Here is a 17,001-nt window from a genome sequence, read left to right as displayed (position 1 = left end):
CGAGTTTCCTCTTACTTGGTTTTTGCTTCGGTTTCGTTCTTGTAGGGTGGGCGTGGAATGTTCTGGTGCGCCGCGCGCAGCGCCGCCGACCAGCGCGAGCGCAGATCGTGGAAATAGGGCTCGCCGGCCTCGATCCGGTGATTGAGGTCGGCCTCGCAGGCATCCGTGCGCACCACCAGCACGTCGATCGGCAGGCCGACGCCGAGATTGGAGCGCATCGTCGAATCCATCGAGATCAGACCGGTCTTGAGCGCCTCATAGAGCTCGACATCGTAATGCATGGCGCGGTCGAGCACCGGCTTGCCGTATTTGTGCTCGCCGATCTGCAAGTAGGGCGTGTCGGTGGTGCATTCGATGAAGTTGCCGGCGGTGTAGACCATGAACAGGCGCATCCGCGAGCCCTTGATCTGGCCGCCGAACAGGAACGAGACGTCGAAGGAGATATCTTCTGAACGCAGCGCATCGCCCTCGGTCGCATGCACCGACCGGATCGCGCGACCGATCCGCTGCGCTGCCTGGAACATGGTCGGCGCGTTCATCAGCGTTTCGAGCTCGCCGGTGTGCGGGTCTTCCATGCCCTCGGTCAGGGTCGACAGCACCGACTGGCTGATCGCGAGATTCCCGGCGCTGGCGATCGCCATGATGCGGTCGCCGGGCTTTTCGAAGATGTGCAGCTTGCGGAAGGTCGAGACGTTGTCGAGCCCGGCATTGGTGCGGGTATCGGCGATCATGACGAGGCCGTCGCGCACCAGAATTCCGCAGCAATAGGTCATTTGCAGCCCTCAAACGGTCCGAGTTTCTCGGCGCCAAACGTGTAGCCAATTTCGAGGTCGCATCCAACCCTAATTCCCCGTGACGGGACATGCGATGGCCGGTCAAGAGGGGCCGGCGGCGGTCCGTGTCAGGACTTGTTTCCACCGCTGGCCGACTGAAAATCCCGCTCCGCGCCCCGGCCTCGTTCTGCGTTGCACGCAGCCGGCAATGATCTGCGCCCCGTCTCATTGCGGGGCACCTGGCGTTGTGGTCGACTGCCTGCAATCGACAAGAACAAGAAATTCCGGGAGGCGAGAATGTCGTTCAAACTGGCCAGGTGCATCGTGGCATTGGGCGCAGCAGTGATGGCTGCGAGCCCTGCATCGGCGCAGAAGAAGGGCGGCACCTTGCGGCTCTATCACAACGACAATCCGCCCTCGACCTCGCTGCTTGAGGAATCGACTATCGCCTCGGTGATGCCGTTCGCGGCGGTCTTCAACAACCTCGTGGTGTTCGATCCGGCCAAGGTGCACGAGAGCATCGACACTGTGATCCCCGATCTCGCCGAGGGCTGGTCGTGGGATTCCACCAACACGAAGCTCACCTTCAAGCTGCACCACGGCGTGAAGTGGCATGACGGCCAGCTGTTCACGGCCAAGGACGTGCAATGCACCTGGCGGATGCTGATCGGCAAGAGCGAGACCCAAGACTCCAAAACCCAGGACTCCAAAACCCAGGATTTCAAACGCAATCCGCGCAAGGTCTGGTACTCGAAACTCAAGGACATCAGCATCAACGGCGACGATGAAGCGACCTTCGAGCTGACCGAGCCGCAACCCGGCCTGCTGGCGCTGCTCGCCAGCGCGTTCTCGGTGGTCTATCCCTGCCATGTGCCACAGCAGGTGATGCGCACCAAGCCAATCGGCACCGGACCGTTCAAGTTCGTCGAATTCCGGCGCGGGGATTCGATCCGTCTCGTGCGCAATCCCGATTATTTCAAGAAGGACCGGCCGTATCTCGACGAGATCACGGTGCGCTCGATCGACAGCCGCGCCACGCGCATGCTGGCGTTCGCGACCGGCGACTATGACATCACCTTTCCGTCCGACGTCAGCATTCCCCTGATGAAGGACGTCAAGGCGCGGGCGCCGAACGCGATCTGCGAGATGACCTCGACCAATCTGCAGATCAACCTGCTCGTCAACCGGGTCAATCCGCCGTTCGACAATCCGGAGATCCGCAAGGCGATGTCGCTGGCGCTGGATCGCCAAGCGTTCAACAGTATCCTGTTCGAAGGCACCGGCCGGCTCGGCGGCGCGATGCAGGCCAAGCCCGAAGGCGAGTGGGGCATGCCGCCGGAGACATTGTCGACGCTGATGGGCTACGGCGCGGATACCGAAAAGAACCTCGCGGACGCGCAGGCGATCATGCAGAAGCTCGGCTACGGCGACGCCAAGCCGCTGTCGATCAAGATCCAGACCCGCAACCTGCCGACCTATCGCGACCCGGCGGTGATCCTCGCCGACCAGCTCAAGAAGATCTATATCGTCGCTGAGCTCGATATCCTGGACACACCGCGCTGGTACTCGCGGCTGCAACGCAAGGATTACACGATCGGCCTCAACGTCACCGGCGTCAGCGTCGACGATCCCGACGGCAATCTGGTCGAGAACTATTCCTGCAACTCCGAGCGCAATTATACCCAGTATTGCAATGCCGAGGTCGACAAGCTGCTCGCTGCGCAGTCGCGCGAGGTCGACAAGGACAAGCGCCGCAACATCGTGTTCGACATCGAGCGTCTGCTGGTCGACGACGCGGCGCGGCCGGTCATCCTGCACTCATCGGCCGGCAATTGCTGGCAGCCCTATGTGAGGAATTTTCACCCACACGACAACAGCCAGTACAACAATCTGCGCTTCGAGGATGTCTGGCTGGACAAGTGACGGATGCGTAGAGGCGAGGTCTGGGCCGTTACGGCTCCTGGCCTCGTCCCGCCGGTGCATCGACGAGGAACGCCTCATCCACCGGCACGCCGAGCGCGGTGACCAGCCGGTTGGTTTCGGCGGCCATGCCGACGATCGCGAGCATTTCCTGATATTCGACGTCGGTCATGCCCTTGGCGCGGGCGCTCGCGGTGTGCGAATGGATGCAGTAGCTGCAGCCATGGGCCACCGAGACCGCAACATAGAGCATCTCCTTGACCTTCAGGTCGAGCGCGCCCGGCGCCATCACCTCCTTGATGCTCTCCCAGGTTCGCCGCAGCGTCTTCGGATCATGCGCGAGCGCGCGCCAGAAATTGTTGATGAAGTCCGAGTTCCGCGTCTTGCGGATGTCGTCGAAGACGGCACGGGCGTCGGCCGAGAGTTCGTCGTCGGAGAGCAGTTTTACGGTTGCCATGGTTTCTCTCGCTGATCCGGTTTGCGGCAGCGATCATAGCATGCTCCAATTCGCCGCCGTCATTCCCCGGTGCGCAATTGCGCACCTGAGGGCGCGCCTCTTGGCGCGACCCGGAATCCATTACTCCGCATAGTTGGTGGCACGATGGATTCCGGGCTCTCGCTTCGCGAGCCCCGGAACGACGGGGAAAGAGCGGGGCCTACGACTGCGTCTGGCTCTGCCACTGTCCGGGGCGGCCGGCCTGATCGACCTTGACCGCGACCGACAGGGTCTCGTTGCCGCCGCCATAGCGGGTGCCGCGGACCGGGGCGGCACCGAGATAGTCGAGGCCGATCGCGACGCGGGCATGGGCGTCGGTGGTGCAGATGCCGTTGGCGGCGTCGAAGCCGATCCAGCCGAGGTCGGGCACGAAGGCTTCGGCCCAGGCGTGGCCGGCCTGCTGGTTGACCATGCCGTCGGAGCGCAGGAAGTGGCCGGAGACGAACCGCGCCGGAACGCCGCCGGCGCGCGCGCAGGCGATCAGGATGTGCGCGTAGTCCTGGCAGACCCCGCGCTTCAGCGCGAACGCCTCGGAGGCCGAGGTGGCACTGTTGGTCGGGTCCTCGTCGAAGGTCATGTGCTCGTAGATCTGCACCATCACCGCGTGCAGGAAGCCGAGCACGTCGGCGCCGGCTTCCGCGCGCAGCTCGCGCACGAAACTCGTCATCGCCGGGTTGAGATCGGTCAGCGGCGTGGGGCGCAGGAACAGGCTCGGGGGAAACCGCTCGTCGGTGCCTTTCAGCACGCCGCCGGTGTCCTGGGTCTCGACCAGGCCTTCGCAATGGATGGTGAGGTCGGTGATCGCGCCGTGCGTCAGCACATGGGTGACGTTGCCGAACGCGTCCTCGTGGGTGTCGAGCCGGGAATCGGTCGAGACGTCGATCTGCCAATCGGCGACATACTGGCCGTCATGGCTGCCCGGCGTCATCCGCAGAATCTGGATCACGCCCGAGGCCGCCGGCTCGTAGCGATAGGTGGTGGTGTGGGCTATCCGCAGGCGCATGGTTCAACCGGGATTCAGTCGGTCTTCTGGGGCAGGAACATCATGCCCCGGGCATCCACGTCTTTCTTCCTAATCGGCCGCGAAAGCAAGACATGGGTGACCGGGATCGACCCGGTCATGACAACATTTTGAGCACTTTTCCCGCCGTGGCAGTCAGATCAAATATTGCTTGGCGACGATCTCACCCAGCCGCGAATTATCCGCAAGGAATTCCTGGATGAATTCGTGCACGCCGTGCTGGAAGATATCGTCCATATGGCTGTGCTCGAGCCGGTTCCTGATGCCGCGGGCGTGGCGCTGGGCGGCGCCCTGGCGGCCATAGGCGACGCCGATCTGGTCCAGGTTGCGCACCAGGTTGCTGTAGCAGCTGGCAAGCGACCGCGGCAGCGTGTCGTTGAGGATCAGGAGGTCGGCGATCAGCCAGGGTTTCAGGGTTTCGCGGTATACCCAGTGATAGGCGGTCGTTGCCGACACCGAGCGCAGGATCGAGGTCCATTGATAGTAATCCAGCGGGCCGCCGACATGCTCTTCCTCGGGCAGCAGCATGTGATACTTGACGTCGAGAATGCGGGCGGTGTTGTCGGCGCGCTCGAGATGCACGCCGAGCCGCGAGAACCAGTAGGCGTCGTTGCGCAGCATGGTGCGGTAGGCCGAGCCGTCGAAGCGCAGCGAGGTCTCCTGCACGAAGCGCAGGAATTTCGCCAGCTCCTCGCGGTTGGCGGGACCCTTGTTCCAGACCGCCTGCAGCTCGATCCACGATGAGTTGATGGTGTCCCACATCTCCGACGTCAGCGCGGTGCGCACCGAACGCGAATTGAGCCGCGCAGCCTCGATGCAGTTCTTGATCGAGGACGGATTTTCCGACGAGAAGGACAGGTACTCGACGACGTTCCGCTCGTTGGCTTCTTCGTAATGGTCGTAGAAGGCCGAGCCGACACCGGCGGTGAGCAGCGCGGAATCCCACTCATTGGTCTTGCCGACATAGGCCGCGGGCAATGCGGTGACGCGGAGCGTGGCGTCGATCGTGCGGGCGAGATACTCGGCGCGTTCGACATAACGGGCCAGCCAGAACAGGTTTTCGGCGGTGCGCGACAGCATGCTTCAACTACTCGCTCAATATCCAGGTGTCCTTGGTGCCGCCGCCCTGGCTCGAATTGACCACCAGCGAGCCTTCCTTCAGCGCGACGCGGGTCAGGCCGCCTGGCACGATGGTGGTGTGGCTGGAGCCGGTCAGCACGAACGGGCGGAGGTCGACATGGCGCGGTGCCAGGCCCTTGTCGGTGCAGGTCGGGCAGGTCGACAGCGCCAGCGTCGGCTGGGCGATGAAGCCCTCCGGCTCGCGCTTGAGCTTGTCGCGGAACGCCTCGATGGTCGCCTTGGTGGCGGCCGGGCCGATCAGCATGCCGTAGCCGCCCGAGCCGTGCACCTCCTTGACGACGAGGTCGGCGAGGTTGTCGAGCACGTAGGACAGATCCTGCGGTTCGCGGCAGCGCCAGGTCTGCACGTTCTTCAGGATCGGCTCCTCGCTGAGGTAGAACTTCACGATATCAGGCATGTAGGAATAGATTGCCTTGTCGTCGGCGATGCCGGTGCCGACCGCGTTGGCGAGCGTGATGTTGCCGGCCGCATAGGCCGACATCAGCCCGGGGACGCCGAGCGCGGAATCCGGACGGAAGGTGAGGGGATCGAGGAAGTCGTCGTCAACGCGGCGGTAGATCACGTCGACCCGCTTCAGCCCCTCGGTGGTGCGCATGAACACCTCGTCGTTCTTCACGATGAGGTCGCGCCCCTCGACCAGCTCGATGCCGAGCTTGTCGGCCAGGAAGGAGTGCTCGTAATAGGCCGAGTTGTAGACGCCGGGCGTCATCAGCGCGACCGTCGGCTCGGCCGAGGCGCTGTGCGGCGCCACCGACCGCAGCGCCGACAGCAGCTCGTCCGGATAGCGCTCCACCGGCGCGACGCGGTGCCGCGCGAACAGGTCCGGAAACAGCCGCATCATGATCTCGCGGTTTTCCAGCATGTAGGAGACGCCGGACGGCGTGCGCGCATTGTCCTCCAGCACGATGAAATTGTCCGGATCGGTGCGGATGATGTCGATGCCGGCGATGTGGACGTAGATATCGTGCGGCACGTCCTGGCCGTTCATTTCGGGCCGGAACACCGGGTTCTGGAAGATCAGGTCTTCGGGGATGATGTTGGCGCGCAGGATGTCGCGGCCGTGATAGATGTCCTTGAGGAACATGTTGAGCGCGAGCACGCGCTGCTTGAGGCCCTTCTCCAGCAGCGTCCACTCGGTCGCCGACATGATCCGCGGAATGACGTCGAACGGGATCAGCCGTTCCTGGGCCTCGGAATCGCCGTAGACTGCGAAGGTGATGCCGATCCGGCGGAACAGCAGCTCCGCTTCCTGGCGCCGATATTCGAGCGCATCCGGCGGCGTCTCTTTGAGCCAGCGGGAGAGCTCCTGGTAGGCCGGGCGGAGATCCTCGCCGAGGCCGTTCATCTCATCGAACGCGACTGCCATATATCCCGATTGCCCTCCCAAGCCATGTGACACAGTGCATGACTTGATGGGATGGTAGCAAGGGGCGGGCCAGCGCGATATGCATTGGCTTCTGGCATTTGCTAAGGGGGAGGCGGAAGGCCTGCCCGAAAAACCGGCTGAGGTCTGCTTAATTCGGCGGCAAAACCCCGTGACATCAAGGCATTGGAACGGCAATGTCAGGGGATCAAGTTTAAGGAAATGAGACCATGAGCGAGATCGTCACGGCGGGGATATTGGTGATCGGCGACGAGATCCTGTCCGGCCGGACCAAGGACAAGAACATCGGCTTCATCGCCGAATACCTGACCAATATCGGCATCGACCTGAAAGAGGTCCGCGTCGTTGCCGACGACGAAGCCGACATCGTGTCCGCCCTTGATGCGCTGCGGCATAGGTACAATTACGTGTTCACCACCGGCGGCATCGGGCCGACCCATGACGACATCACCGCCGACAGCGTGGCGAAGGCGTTCGGGGTCGAGATCCACCATCATCCCGACGTGGTGGCGCGGTTCAGGGAGCGCTGGACCGAGCAGGACCTCAACGAGGCGCGGCTGCGGATGGCCCGGGTGCCCGATGGCGCCGAGCTGATCCAGAGCGCGACCATCCTGGCGCCGGGCTTCAAGCTCGGCAACGTCATCGTGATGGCCGGCATCCCCACCATCATGCAGGCGATGATGGACATCGTGGCGCCGACCCTCAAATCCGGCGTGCGGATGCTGTCGGATTCGGTCCGCGCCGACGCGCGGGAAGGCGACATCGGCGGCCCGCTGCGGGCGATCGCGGAAGCCAATCCCGACACCATCATCGGCAGCTATCCGTTCCAGGACGAGAACCAGAAGCCGAACACCAATCTGGTGGTGCGCTCGCGCGATCCCGAGAAGCTCGCCGCCGCGATGGCCGCGGTGAAGGAGATGTTGAAGCTGGTGCAGGCCGCGCAGAAGAAGCCGGCGGGTTGAGGCGACATGGTTGAACGAAACTCTGAACAGAATGCGCAGGATCGGGCCGGCAGGCCGTTCCCGGTCTCGTGGGATCAATTCCATCGGGATTGCCGGGCGCTGACCTGGCGTCTCAACGAGGTCGGCCCGTTCCACGCGGTGATCGCGATCACCCGCGGCGGGCTGGTGCCGGCGGCGATCGTGGCGCGCGAGCTCGGCGTGCGGGTGATCGATACGGTCTGCGTCGCAAGCTACGACCACGACAAGCAGGGCGACCTGAAAGTGCTCAAGGGCATTTCGGAGCAGACCGCCAAGCTCGGCGGCGGCACCGGCAAGGGGCTCTTGATCGTCGACGACCTCGTCGATACCGGCAAGACCGGCAAGCTGGTGCGCGAGATGCTGCCCGACGCGCATTTCGCAACGGTCTACGCCAAGCCGAAGGGCCGTCCGCTGGTCGACACCTACATCACCGAGGTGTCGCAGGACACCTGGATCTTCTTTCCCTGGGACACCGCGCTGTCGTTCCAGCCGCCGATCCGCGACGGGGCGGCGTAGCTAGTCACCTCGCCCCGCGTGCGGGGAGAGGTCGGATCGCACGGAGCGTAGCGCAATGCGATCCGGGTGAGGGGGATTCACCACGGGTTCATCTCTCACTATCTTTGCGGATATAGCCCCTCACCCCGACCCTCTCCCCGCAAGAGCGGGGCGAGGGGGAAGTCAGAAGCATGCCCCTGCAAAACCGCGTCACGCCCACCGGCGACATCGTCGCGTCAGAACATCGCGGCACCTTCACCGGCAATCGCGGCATCATCCACGATCCCGCGACGCGGACGCTTTTGAACAAGCGCTGGTCGAGCCCGGCCTGGCTCACCTGCGTCTGCGAGTTCAGGGGACGGCGACGCGAGGTGATGAGCCGGCAGAGCTGGACCGAGCTGTTCTTCCTCGATGAAGCGACCGCATTCGCAGCCGGCCACCGGCCCTGCTTCTACTGCCGCCGCGACGACGCCAAGCGGTTTCGCGCGGCGTGGGAGGACGGCAACGGCACGAGCGATCTCAGCGCCAAGGCGATGGATGCAGTGCTGCATGCCGAGCGGCTCGACCGCGGCAAGAAGCGGCTGCATCCGCTGCCGCTGCCGCTCGCCGCGCTACCTGACGGCGCGATGGTGCAGGCGAACGGCGAGAGCTACCTCGTTGCCGGTGGCAAGACCTTGCGCTGGTCGTTCGCCGGCTACGAGCGGGCCGACGTCATCGCTCCCGCCATGCTGCTGACGCCGCCGTCGACCGTCCGTGCGTTTCAGGCCGGCTATCGGCCAGTGCTGCATCCGAGCGCGGCGGCTGCTTTGGGCTGAGCCGCCGGCACGGCCCTTACGCCAGTCGCTGCCGTGCCAGTTTTGCGCCGGCGCCGAGCGCGATCAGCTTGGCTTCGGCGATATCCCGCCGCATCGGCGCCATGCCGCAATTGGTGGTCGCGATGATGTTGCCCTTCGGCACGTGTTTCGCGACGGCCTCGATCACCTTGACGACATCCTCCGCGGTCTCGATCTCGTCGCTGGCGACGTCGATGACGCCGGCCTGCACGATTTTGCCGGGGAGCGCGGCGAGCAGTTCGATCGGCACCTTCGAATTGCGGCATTCGATCGCGACCTGCTGGATCGTGCTCTTGTCGATCACCGGGAAGGTCTCTTCATATTGCCGCCACTCGCCGCCGAGCGTCTGCTTCCAGTCGGTGTTGGCCTTGATGCCGTAGCCGTAGCAGATGTGCACGGCGGTGGCGCAGGAGAGGCCCTCGGCGGCGCGCTCGAGCGCCTTGATGCCCCAGTCGCGCACCTGATCCATGTAGACGTTGAAGGCAGGCTCGTCGAACTGGATCATGTCGACGCCGTCGGCCTGCAACGCCTTGGCCTCCTGGTTCAACAGCTCGGCGAAGGCGAACGCCATCTTCACGCGGTCGCCATAATATTGGTCGGCGATGGTGTCGATGATCGTCATCGGACCGGGCAGCGTGAATTTCAGCCGGTTCCTGGTGTGGGCGCGCGCGGCACGCGCCTCGCCTTCATGGACGCGGCCCTTGAGCTGCAGCGGCGCGACCACCTGCGGGACCATTGCTTTGTAGCGGTCCTTGCGGATGCCCATCTCGACCTTGTGGGCGAAATCGATCCCTTCGATCCGCTCCAGAAAACCGTGCACGAAGTGCTGGCGTGCCTGCTCGCCCTCGGTGACGATGTCGACGCCGGCATCCTCTTGCAGCTTGACCGCAAGCACCGTGGCATCGCGCTTGGCGCGGGCGAGTTCGGCGCCTTCGGATTTCCACGGCGCCCACAGCATGTTCGGCTCGGCGAGCCATTCCGGCTTCGGCAGGGAGCCTGCGATCGTGGTTGGAAACAGCATGGGTGCCTCCCGCTGGGTTCTGATTGAGCGCCTGTGTGCCATGTCCTAAGGTGGACGTACAGAACAACAAAAGTCTTTGTGATGGGGAAGTGGACGCCGATGATCGACCTGCACTACGCGCCGACGCCGAACGGCTGGAAGATCTCGATCATGCTGGAGGAACTGGGGCTGCCCTTTCAGGTGATCCCGGTGAACATCCGCGCCGGCGAGCAGTTCCGGCCCGAATTCCTGGCGATCAGCCCGAACAACCGCATCCCCGCGATCGTCGACCATGCGCCTGCCGACGGCGGCGGGCCGTTCTCGGTGTTCGAGACCGGCGCGATCCTGATTTATCTCGCCGACAAGACCGGCCGTTTCCTGTCCCGGGAGCTGCGTGCGAGGTCGAACGTCATCCAATGGGTGATGTGGCAGATGAGCGGCCTTGGGCCGATGCTCGGTCAGCACGGTCATTTCGCGCTCTATGCGGCCGAGAAAATTCCCTACGCGATCGAGCGCTATCGCGACGAGACCGCGCGGCTCTATGGCGTGCTCGACCGCCAGCTCGGCAAGACCGGCGCCTATATCGCCGGCGATGACTATTCGATCGCGGACATCGCCTGCTTCCCCTGGACCATGACCCACAAGGCGCAGGGCTTCACCCTCGACGATTTCCCGAACATCAAGCGCTGGTACGCCACCGTGCGCGCCCGGCCGCAGGTGCAGGCGGGGCTTGCGATCGGAAAATTCGTCAAGGAGCCGTTCGACGAGGAATCACGCAAGAACATGTTCGGCCAGCGTGCGAAGGAGCTGGTCGAGAGGAAATAATTGAGCGTCATTCCGGGGCGCGACGAAGTCGCGAACCCGGAATCCATAACCACCATCGTGAGTATGGATTCCGGGCTCGCGCCAAATGGCGCGCACCGGGGAATGACGAAAGTAAGAGAACCACAACACAAGGAAACGCCATGATCGAATTCTTCTTCGACTGTTCCAGCCCGTGGACCTATCTCGCCTGGCACAACATCCAGCCGCTGGCGAAGGAGTTCGACGCACCGATCAGCTGGCGGCCGATCCTGGTCGGCGGCATCTTCAACACCGTCAATCCGTCGGTCTACGCGCAGCGCGAGACGCCGGTGCCGCTGAAGGCACGCTACATGAAGAAGGATCTCGGAGACTGGGCGCGCTCGGCGGGTCTTGCGATCAAGATGCCGCCGACCGTGTTTCCGGTGAACAGCGTCAAGGCGATGCGCGGCTGCATCCTTCTCGGCAACGACAAGATGGTGCCGTTCGCGCGTGCGGTGTTCGAGGCCTATTGGGGTGACGACAAGGACATCTCGCAGGATGCCGTGCTGACCGAAATCTGCACCAGGCTCGGGATCGATCCGGCGCAATTCCTTGCCGGTATCGGCGACCAGGCGATCAAGGATCAGCTCAAGGCCAACACCGAGGAGGTGATGGCGCGCGGCGGCTTCGGCTCGCCCACGATCTATCTCGACAAGACCGATATGTATTTCGGCAACGACCGATTGCCGCTGATCCGCGAGGCTTTGGCCCGCCTCAAGGCAAGAGCTGCCTGATGCCGAAAGCCGTCGTTTGCCGCGAGCTCGGCCCGCCCGAGCGCCTTCAGCTCGAGAATTTTGCCGCGGTGGCTTTGCAGCCGGGACAGGTGCGGGTCGCGATCCGCGCCGCCGGGATCAATTTCCCCGACATCCTGATGGCCGCGGGCGAGTACCAGCTCAAGCCGCCGCTGCCGTTCACGCCGGGCTCGGAAGCCGCCGGCGATGTCGTCGAAGTCAATGACGCGGCCGGTGTCGCTGTTGGCGACAAGGTGATCGTCAAGATGCGCTTCGGCGCCTATTGCGACGAGACGGTCGTCGCACCGTCGCAGCTCGTGCCGGTGCCGTCGACCTTCGACTATGCGGAAGGGGCGACCTTCCTTGCCGCACACGGCACCGCGTACCACGCACTGATCGACCGTGGGCAGATCAAGCCGGGCGAGGTGCTGCTGGTACACGGCGCCGGCGGCGGCGTCGGGCTTGCCGCGGTCGAGATCGGCAAGCTGCTCGGCGCAACCGTGATCGCGGCGGCCTCGAGCGAGGAGAAGCTCGCGGTTGCGAAAGAACGTGGCGCGGATCATCTCGTGCTCTACGCGCGCGAACCGTTCCGCGATGCGGTGAAGCGTCTCACCGACGGCCGCGGCGCCGACGTCGTGTTCGATCCCGTCGGCGGCGAGGTGTTCGAGAACTCGATGCGCTGCATCAACTGGGGCGCGCGCATTCTCGTGGTCGGCTTCACCGGCGGCATCGGCCTTGCCCGCACCAATCTGTTGATGATCAAGGGCGCGAGCGTGCTCGGCGTCCGCGCCGGCGAGGCGGTGCGGAAGGACCCTGAGCTCGGCGAGGTCAGGTTCAAGGCGCTGAGCGAATGGGCCGAGGCCGGCCGGGTGCGGCCCAATATCTCGCACCGGCTGCCGCTGGAGGACTATGCGAAGGCGATGCGGCTCTTGATCGAACGCAAGGCGATCGGCCGCGTGGCGTTGATGATGCAGTAGTTCGTCATTGCGAGCCAACGGGTCGCGCGAACGCGCGCCCGATGGCAGGCTCCGCGAAGTAATCCATAGTCACCGTGTGGGCGGTATGGATTGCTTCGTCGCTTCGCTCCTCGCAATGACGGCTAGTGCGGTGTGAACTTGCCCTCCCGCAAAAACACAATCGTCTGCACGATCGCCTCCCGGTTTCGCACCAGCCAGGGATGCGAGGTGCGGATCACGATGTGATCCGCCATGCCGTCGAGCCGGGTGTTGGCGACCGACACCCGGCCGTCATGTGGCCGCGGCAGGCCCATGGACGTGATCGGATAGACCGAGCGGTTGCCGGCGATGATGCCGGCGGGATAATCGATCGCCGGCAGCAGCGCGCTGGTTGCGGCATCGCGGCGGGTGACGAGCTGCTGGCCGGCCGGACCGAAGAAGGCGCGATAGGCTGCGAGGTGTTTCAGGCGGTCCGCGATCTCGCTGCCGCCATTCGGCGTGCCCAGCATCACGACGCGGCCGAGCCGCGCGGGGCGATATCTGGCCAGATAGACGCGGGCCAGCAGGCCGCCCATCGAATGGCAGACGAAATGCACGGAGCCGTCGAGGCTTTGCGCGAAGCGATCGAGTGAGGGGTGGATATCCTCGGCCAGTGCATCGAGCCCTTTGCGCCGGCTGTCATAGTCGAGATTGAGGGTGGCAAAGCCGGCATCGCGCAGCGTCAGCTCCATCCTGCGAAACGAGCGCGCCGTCCTGCTGATGCCGTGCAGCAGGACGACGCCGTCAGGTGTGGACGCCGCGGGACGCCGTTCGCTCACTTATAGTCGCGCTCTTGCCACCACGGAAAATAGTCGGGCATGTCCGACGACACCTTGTTCTTGAACTGCGCGGGACGCTTTTCCAGGAACGACACCACGCCTTCCTTGACGTCCTCGGAGCGGCCGCGGGCATAGATGCCGCGGCTGTCGACCTTGTGCGCTTCCATCGGATCGTCGGCGCCCATCATGCGCCACATCATCTGGCGGATCAGCGCCACCGACACCGGCGCGGTCTTGGCCGCGAATTCCTTGGCGAGCGCACGCGCGGTCGGCAACAGATCCGCCGGCGGCACCACCTTGCTGACGAGCCGGCCGGCGAGCGCTTCCTGCGCCGGGAACACGCGGCCCGAGTAGCACCATTCCAGCGCCTGCGAGATGCCGACGATGCGCGGCAGGAACCAGCTCGAGGCGGCCTCCGGCACGATGCCGCGCTGGGAGAACACGAAGCCGAAGCGCGCGGCTTCCGACGCAATGCGGATATCCATCGCAAGCTGCATGGTGACGCCGATGCCGACCGCCGGGCCGTTCACCGCGGCGATGACAGGCTTCAGGCACTTGAAGATGCGCAGCGTCACCTGGCCGCCGCCGTCGCGCACCTGCGGATCGCTGTAGTCGACGCTGCCGTCGGCATTACGCTTGACCGGACCACGACGCGCATCGCGGTCGAAGGTGTTGGCGCCGGAGGACAGATCGGCGCCGGCGCAGAAGCCGCGGCCTTCGCCGGTCACGATAATGGCCCTGACGTCGTCGTCCTTGTCGGCTTTGTCGAACGCGTCGATCAGCTCCTGCTGCATCGTGGCGTTGAAGGCGTTGAGCTTGTCGGGCCGGTTCAGCGTGATGGTCAGGATCTGCTCGGCGACCTCGTACTTGATCGTCTCATACGCCATGGGGATGATTTCCTCTCGGTTTTCTTGACTGAACGGCGCTGGCGCGCGTCGCCATTCAGTTAACCCGGCAATCATCCCTTGTGAAGAAGAGGGATGCGCGGTGTGGTTCCGCGCATCCTGACTTGCGTTGAGGCGCTACTTCTTCGGCGGCGTGGGCCACGGCTTCTGCGGGCCGCGCAGCCCTTCGAACGCCTTGCCGATGCCGAGCACGCCGATGTCGTCGAAGCGGCGGCCGATGATCTGGACGCCGATCGGAAAGCCCTTCTTGTCGTAGCCGCCGTTGATCGACAGCGCCGGATTCTCCGACATATTCCACGGCACGGTAAAGCAGATGTGCTCGAACGGCTTTGCGGGGTCGTTCAGTGGTGCAGCGAACTCCGCCGGGAAGTTCACGACCGGCGACACCGGCGAGATCACGTAGTCGACGTCGCAGAACAGTTTTGCGGCGGCGGCGCGGATCGCCATCGTCTGGTTGAAGCCGCGCACCACATCGACGCCGGAGAGCTTTGCGCCGGCCTCGGCCCAGTTGAGGATATAGGGCAGGGTCTTGCCGCGGTCGGCCTGCGACAGCTTCGACAGTTCGTCCCAGGTCCGTGCACGCCAGAAATTGTCGAGCCCCTCGAGCATCTCGGGCGTCAGGATGCCGTCGATCTCGGTGATGACGGCACCGGCGGATTCGAACGCCTTCGCCGCCTTGACGACGACCTCGCGAACCTCCTTCTCGACCTTCTGGCCGGATCCGGCATCGAGCATCAGCCCGATGCGCAGCTTGCGCGGCGACTTCTCCAGCGCCTTCCAGTTCACCTCGAGCGCCGGCAGGCTCATACCGTCGCGGCGATCAGGGCGCGACAGCACGCTCATCATCAGCGCGGCGTCGTCGACGGTGCGGGTCATCGGCCCGGCGACGCGGCCGACATAGGGCGGATCGATCGGCACGCGGCCGAGGCTTGGCTTCAGGGCGACGAGGCCGCACCAGGAGGCCGGCAGCCGCACCGAGCCGCCGATGTCGGTGCCGAGATGCAGCGGCCCGTAGCCGGCCGCACCGGCCGCGCCGGCGCCTGCGCTCGAGCCGCCGGGGTTCTTGCTGACATCCCAGGGATTGCGGGTGAGGGGATGGAACGACGACAGCCCCGACGACAGCATGCCGTAATCCGGCATCGTGGTCTTGGAGAAGATCACGCAGCCGGCTTCGCGCAACCGCGCGGCAGGCGGCGCATCCTTTTCCGCAGGCGCGAGCTTGACGCTGGCCGCACCCAGCGGCACCGGCTGGCCCTTGGTCGCGACATTGTCCTTGATGGTGACGGGCACGCCGTCGAGCGTGCCGACCGGCTCGCTCTGCTGCCAACGCTCGGTCGCAGCCTTCGCGACCTTCCGCGCGCCTTCGGGGTCGTACAGGTACAGCGCCTTGATGTGCGGCTCCCAGGTCGCGACCTGGGAGATGATTTCCTCGAGCACCTCGGACGGCGAGAACTGCTTGGCACGGTAGCCGGCGAGCAGGTCGACGGCCGAGAGAGCGTGCAGCGACGTGATGGCGTCCGCTTTCGGCTTATGCATGCGCACCTGCCGGCATACGTTTCTCGATGATGCGGGCGAACATGCTGGCGCCGATCGGCAGGATCTTGTCGTCGAGAACGTAACCGGGATTGTGCACGGGCACCGAACCGTCATGGCCGACCCAGAAATAGGCGCCGGGAATGGCCTGCATCATGTCGGCGAAGTCTTCGCTGCCCATCTTGGGCGTCGAGCGGGTGATCACCTTGGCCGGATCGACAACCGTACGCGCGACTTCCTCGACGACGCGGGACTGCTCTTCCTGGTTCACCAGGACGCTAAAGCCGTCGCGGATCTCGACCGAGATTTCGGCGCCATACGCCACCGCAAAGCCGGCGGCGATTTCGCGCATGCGCTTGCGGATCAGCTCACGAATTTCGTCGGAGAAGCAGCGCACCGTGCCGCACATCCAGGCTTCGCCGGGAATGACGTTGTACGCCGACCCGGAATGGATCTGCGTGATCGACAGCACCGCAGCCTGCAGCGGATCGACGTTGCGGCTGACGATCGACTGCAACGCTTGTCCGAGCGTCATTGCGATCACGACCGCGTCCTTGGAGCGCTCCGGCATCGCGCCATGCGCGCCGTAGCCCTGGATCCTGATGTCGAAGAAGTCGGCTGCGGCCATTGCCGGGCCCGGCAGGATCGCGATCTCGCCATGGTTAAGGTCGGGCGCGTTGTGCAGGCCGTAGACCTCATCGCAGGGGAACTGCTTGAACAGGCCGTCCTTGATCATGGCGCGGGCGCCGCCGAGACCTTCCTCGGCCGGCTGGAAGATGAAATGCACGGTGCCGTCGAAATTGCGGGTCTCGGCGAGATAGCGCGCCGTGCCGAGCAGCATCGTGGTGTGGCCGTCATGGCCGCAGCCGTGGAAGCGGCCGGGGATGGTGGAGCGCCACTTCAGATTGGTGTTCTCTTCCATCGGCAGCGCGTCCATGTCGGCGCGCAGGCCGATCTTCTTGGTGCTGTTGCCCTTGCCCTTGAGCACGCCGACCACGCCGGTGCCGCCAAGGCCGCGATGCACCTCGATGCCCCAGCTCGTGAGCTTGTCGGCGACGATGCCTGAGGTGCGGACCTCCTCGAAGCCGATCTCGGGATGCGCATGCAGATCCCGTCTGATGGCGGTGAGTTCGTCGGCAAAACTGTCGATGCGCTCAATGGTCGGCATGGCTC

At 64.6% G+C, this 17,001-nt stretch carries 17 protein-coding genes; 7 read left to right on the top strand and 10 right to left on the bottom strand.

Annotated features, from left to right (window positions below; translation table 11 throughout):
- Window positions 1-11 precede the first annotated feature (11 nt).
- Window positions 12-773 carry a proteasome-type protease gene (locus ACOIX3_RS25420; protein WP_050406373.1) on the bottom strand — a complete coding sequence of 254 codons (762 nt, stop codon included), beginning with the start codon at window positions 771-773 and terminating at the stop codon, window positions 12-14.
- A 297-nt stretch (window positions 774-1,070) separates the two neighbouring features.
- On the opposite strand from ACOIX3_RS25420, the gene ACOIX3_RS25415 reads away from it, so the two are divergent.
- Window positions 1,071-2,696, top strand: coding sequence for an ABC transporter substrate-binding protein (locus ACOIX3_RS25415; RefSeq protein ID WP_420964777.1), 1,626 nt, complete (start codon window positions 1,071-1,073; stop codon window positions 2,694-2,696).
- A 28-nt stretch (window positions 2,697-2,724) separates the two neighbouring features.
- On the opposite strand, the gene ACOIX3_RS25410 is transcribed toward ACOIX3_RS25415, so the two are convergent.
- From ACOIX3_RS25410 to ACOIX3_RS25395, 4 genes are all read right to left on the bottom strand, one after another.
- Entirely contained in the window at window positions 2,725-3,150 is a 426-nt protein-coding gene (locus ACOIX3_RS25410) for a carboxymuconolactone decarboxylase family protein (RefSeq protein WP_420964776.1), read from the bottom strand.
- Window positions 3,151-3,349: 199 nt separating this feature from the next.
- On the bottom strand, window positions 3,350-4,192 hold the full coding sequence (locus ACOIX3_RS25405) for a transglutaminase family protein (RefSeq protein ID WP_420964775.1): 843 nt from the start codon (window positions 4,190-4,192) through the stop codon (window positions 3,350-3,352).
- A 153-nt stretch (window positions 4,193-4,345) separates the two neighbouring features.
- Entirely contained in the window at window positions 4,346-5,290 is a 945-nt protein-coding gene (locus tag ACOIX3_RS25400) for an alpha-E domain-containing protein (RefSeq protein ID WP_420964774.1), read from the bottom strand.
- Between the two features lie 7 nt (window positions 5,291-5,297).
- Window positions 5,298-6,716 carry a circularly permuted type 2 ATP-grasp protein gene (locus ACOIX3_RS25395; protein ID WP_163161604.1) on the bottom strand — a complete coding sequence of 473 codons (1,419 nt, stop codon included), beginning with the start codon at window positions 6,714-6,716 and terminating at the stop codon, window positions 5,298-5,300.
- Between the two features lie 227 nt (window positions 6,717-6,943).
- On the opposite strand from ACOIX3_RS25395, the gene ACOIX3_RS25390 reads away from it, so the two are divergent.
- From ACOIX3_RS25390 to ACOIX3_RS25380, 3 genes are all read left to right on the top strand, one after another.
- The gene (locus ACOIX3_RS25390) at window positions 6,944-7,696 is read left to right on the top strand and encodes a competence/damage-inducible protein A (protein WP_420964773.1); all 753 of its coding nucleotides are present in this window, start codon (window positions 6,944-6,946) and stop codon (window positions 7,694-7,696) included.
- 6 nt (window positions 7,697-7,702) lie between these two features.
- Window positions 7,703-8,230: a xanthine phosphoribosyltransferase gene (gene gpt / locus ACOIX3_RS25385; protein ID WP_420964772.1), complete on the top strand. Its 528-nt coding sequence runs from the start codon at window positions 7,703-7,705 to the stop codon at window positions 8,228-8,230.
- Between the two features lie 170 nt (window positions 8,231-8,400).
- Window positions 8,401-9,024, top strand: a complete 624-nt coding sequence (locus tag ACOIX3_RS25380; protein WP_420964771.1) for a hypothetical protein — start codon at window positions 8,401-8,403, stop codon at window positions 9,022-9,024.
- Between the two features lie 16 nt (window positions 9,025-9,040).
- Here the strand turns inward: ACOIX3_RS25380 and ACOIX3_RS25375 are convergent, their stop codons facing one another.
- Complete coding sequence (locus ACOIX3_RS25375) at window positions 9,041-10,063, bottom strand: methionine synthase (protein WP_420964770.1); 1,023 nt, start codon at window positions 10,061-10,063, stop codon at window positions 9,041-9,043.
- Between the two features lie 99 nt (window positions 10,064-10,162).
- Between ACOIX3_RS25375 and ACOIX3_RS25370 the strand changes: the two genes are divergently transcribed.
- The 3 genes from ACOIX3_RS25370 to ACOIX3_RS25360 all read left to right on the top strand — a co-directional run bounded on the left by ACOIX3_RS25370 (window position 10,163) and on the right by ACOIX3_RS25360 (window position 12,593).
- On the top strand, window positions 10,163-10,867 hold the full coding sequence (locus ACOIX3_RS25370) for a glutathione binding-like protein (RefSeq protein WP_420971790.1): 705 nt from the start codon (window positions 10,163-10,165) through the stop codon (window positions 10,865-10,867).
- A 140-nt stretch (window positions 10,868-11,007) separates the two neighbouring features.
- The gene (locus ACOIX3_RS25365) at window positions 11,008-11,619 is read left to right on the top strand and encodes a 2-hydroxychromene-2-carboxylate isomerase (RefSeq protein WP_420964769.1); all 612 of its coding nucleotides are present in this window, start codon (window positions 11,008-11,010) and stop codon (window positions 11,617-11,619) included.
- A complete protein-coding gene (locus ACOIX3_RS25360; protein WP_420964767.1) occupies window positions 11,619-12,593 on the top strand; it encodes an NADPH:quinone oxidoreductase family protein in 975 nt (324 codons plus the stop codon). The genes ACOIX3_RS25365 and ACOIX3_RS25360 overlap by 1 nt, the downstream gene beginning before the upstream one ends.
- A 122-nt stretch (window positions 12,594-12,715) precedes the next feature.
- Here ACOIX3_RS25360 and ACOIX3_RS25355 read toward each other — a convergent pair whose 3' ends face one another.
- The 4 genes from ACOIX3_RS25355 to ACOIX3_RS25340 all read right to left on the bottom strand — a co-directional run bounded on the left by ACOIX3_RS25355 (window position 12,716) and on the right by ACOIX3_RS25340 (window position 16,996).
- The gene (locus ACOIX3_RS25355; protein ID WP_420964765.1) at window positions 12,716-13,390 is read right to left on the bottom strand and encodes an esterase/lipase family protein; all 675 of its coding nucleotides are present in this window, start codon (window positions 13,388-13,390) and stop codon (window positions 12,716-12,718) included.
- A complete protein-coding gene (locus ACOIX3_RS25350) occupies window positions 13,387-14,277 on the bottom strand; it encodes a crotonase/enoyl-CoA hydratase family protein (protein ID WP_194460566.1) in 891 nt (296 codons plus the stop codon). The genes ACOIX3_RS25355 and ACOIX3_RS25350 overlap by 4 nt, the downstream gene beginning before the upstream one ends.
- 135 nt (window positions 14,278-14,412) lie before the next feature.
- Window positions 14,413-15,831 carry an amidase gene (locus ACOIX3_RS25345; protein ID WP_420964764.1) on the bottom strand — a complete coding sequence of 473 codons (1,419 nt, stop codon included), beginning with the start codon at window positions 15,829-15,831 and terminating at the stop codon, window positions 14,413-14,415.
- Window positions 15,824-16,996 (bottom strand): M20 aminoacylase family protein, encoded by a 1,173-nt coding sequence (locus ACOIX3_RS25340; RefSeq protein ID WP_420964763.1) that lies wholly within the window; start codon window positions 16,994-16,996, stop codon window positions 15,824-15,826. The genes ACOIX3_RS25345 and ACOIX3_RS25340 overlap by 8 nt, the downstream gene beginning before the upstream one ends.
- Window positions 16,997-17,001 lie beyond the last annotated feature (5 nt).

It is taken from the genome of Bradyrhizobium sp. B120, from assembly GCF_049075665.1.
In the GTDB taxonomy this organism is placed as follows: domain Bacteria; phylum Pseudomonadota; class Alphaproteobacteria; order Rhizobiales; family Xanthobacteraceae; genus Bradyrhizobium.
Note: the sequence above shows the minus strand (reverse complement) of the source record. Positions and strands in the feature narration are given on the sequence as shown.

Coding starts and splice junctions, on each gene's coding strand:
- ACOIX3_RS25360 (WP_420964767.1), top strand. CDS start 11,619: ATGCCGAAAGCCGTCGTTTGCCGCGAGCTCGGCCCGCCCGAGCGCCTT.
- ACOIX3_RS25375 (WP_420964770.1), bottom strand. CDS start 10,063: ATGCTGTTTCCAACCACGATCGCAGGCTCCCTGCCGAAGCCGGAATGG.
- ACOIX3_RS25365 (WP_420964769.1), top strand. CDS start 11,008: ATGATCGAATTCTTCTTCGACTGTTCCAGCCCGTGGACCTATCTCGCC.
- ACOIX3_RS25410 (WP_420964776.1), bottom strand. CDS start 3,150: ATGGCAACCGTAAAACTGCTCTCCGACGACGAACTCTCGGCCGACGCC.
- ACOIX3_RS25405 (WP_420964775.1), bottom strand. CDS start 4,192: ATGCGCCTGCGGATAGCCCACACCACCACCTATCGCTACGAGCCGGCG.
- ACOIX3_RS25390 (WP_420964773.1), top strand. CDS start 6,944: ATGAGCGAGATCGTCACGGCGGGGATATTGGTGATCGGCGACGAGATC.
- ACOIX3_RS25370 (WP_420971790.1), top strand. CDS start 10,163: ATGATCGACCTGCACTACGCGCCGACGCCGAACGGCTGGAAGATCTCG.
- ACOIX3_RS25400 (WP_420964774.1), bottom strand. CDS start 5,290: ATGCTGTCGCGCACCGCCGAAAACCTGTTCTGGCTGGCCCGTTATGTC.
- gpt (WP_420964772.1), top strand. CDS start 7,703: ATGGTTGAACGAAACTCTGAACAGAATGCGCAGGATCGGGCCGGCAGG.
- ACOIX3_RS25345 (WP_420964764.1), bottom strand. CDS start 15,831: ATGCATAAGCCGAAAGCGGACGCCATCACGTCGCTGCACGCTCTCTCG.
- ACOIX3_RS25420 (WP_050406373.1), bottom strand. CDS start 773: ATGACCTATTGCTGCGGAATTCTGGTGCGCGACGGCCTCGTCATGATC.
- ACOIX3_RS25380 (WP_420964771.1), top strand. CDS start 8,401: ATGCCCCTGCAAAACCGCGTCACGCCCACCGGCGACATCGTCGCGTCA.
- ACOIX3_RS25415 (WP_420964777.1), top strand. CDS start 1,071: ATGTCGTTCAAACTGGCCAGGTGCATCGTGGCATTGGGCGCAGCAGTG.
- ACOIX3_RS25350 (WP_194460566.1), bottom strand. CDS start 14,277: ATGGCGTATGAGACGATCAAGTACGAGGTCGCCGAGCAGATCCTGACC.
- ACOIX3_RS25395 (WP_163161604.1), bottom strand. CDS start 6,716: ATGGCAGTCGCGTTCGATGAGATGAACGGCCTCGGCGAGGATCTCCGC.
- ACOIX3_RS25340 (WP_420964763.1), bottom strand. CDS start 16,996: ATGCCGACCATTGAGCGCATCGACAGTTTTGCCGACGAACTCACCGCC.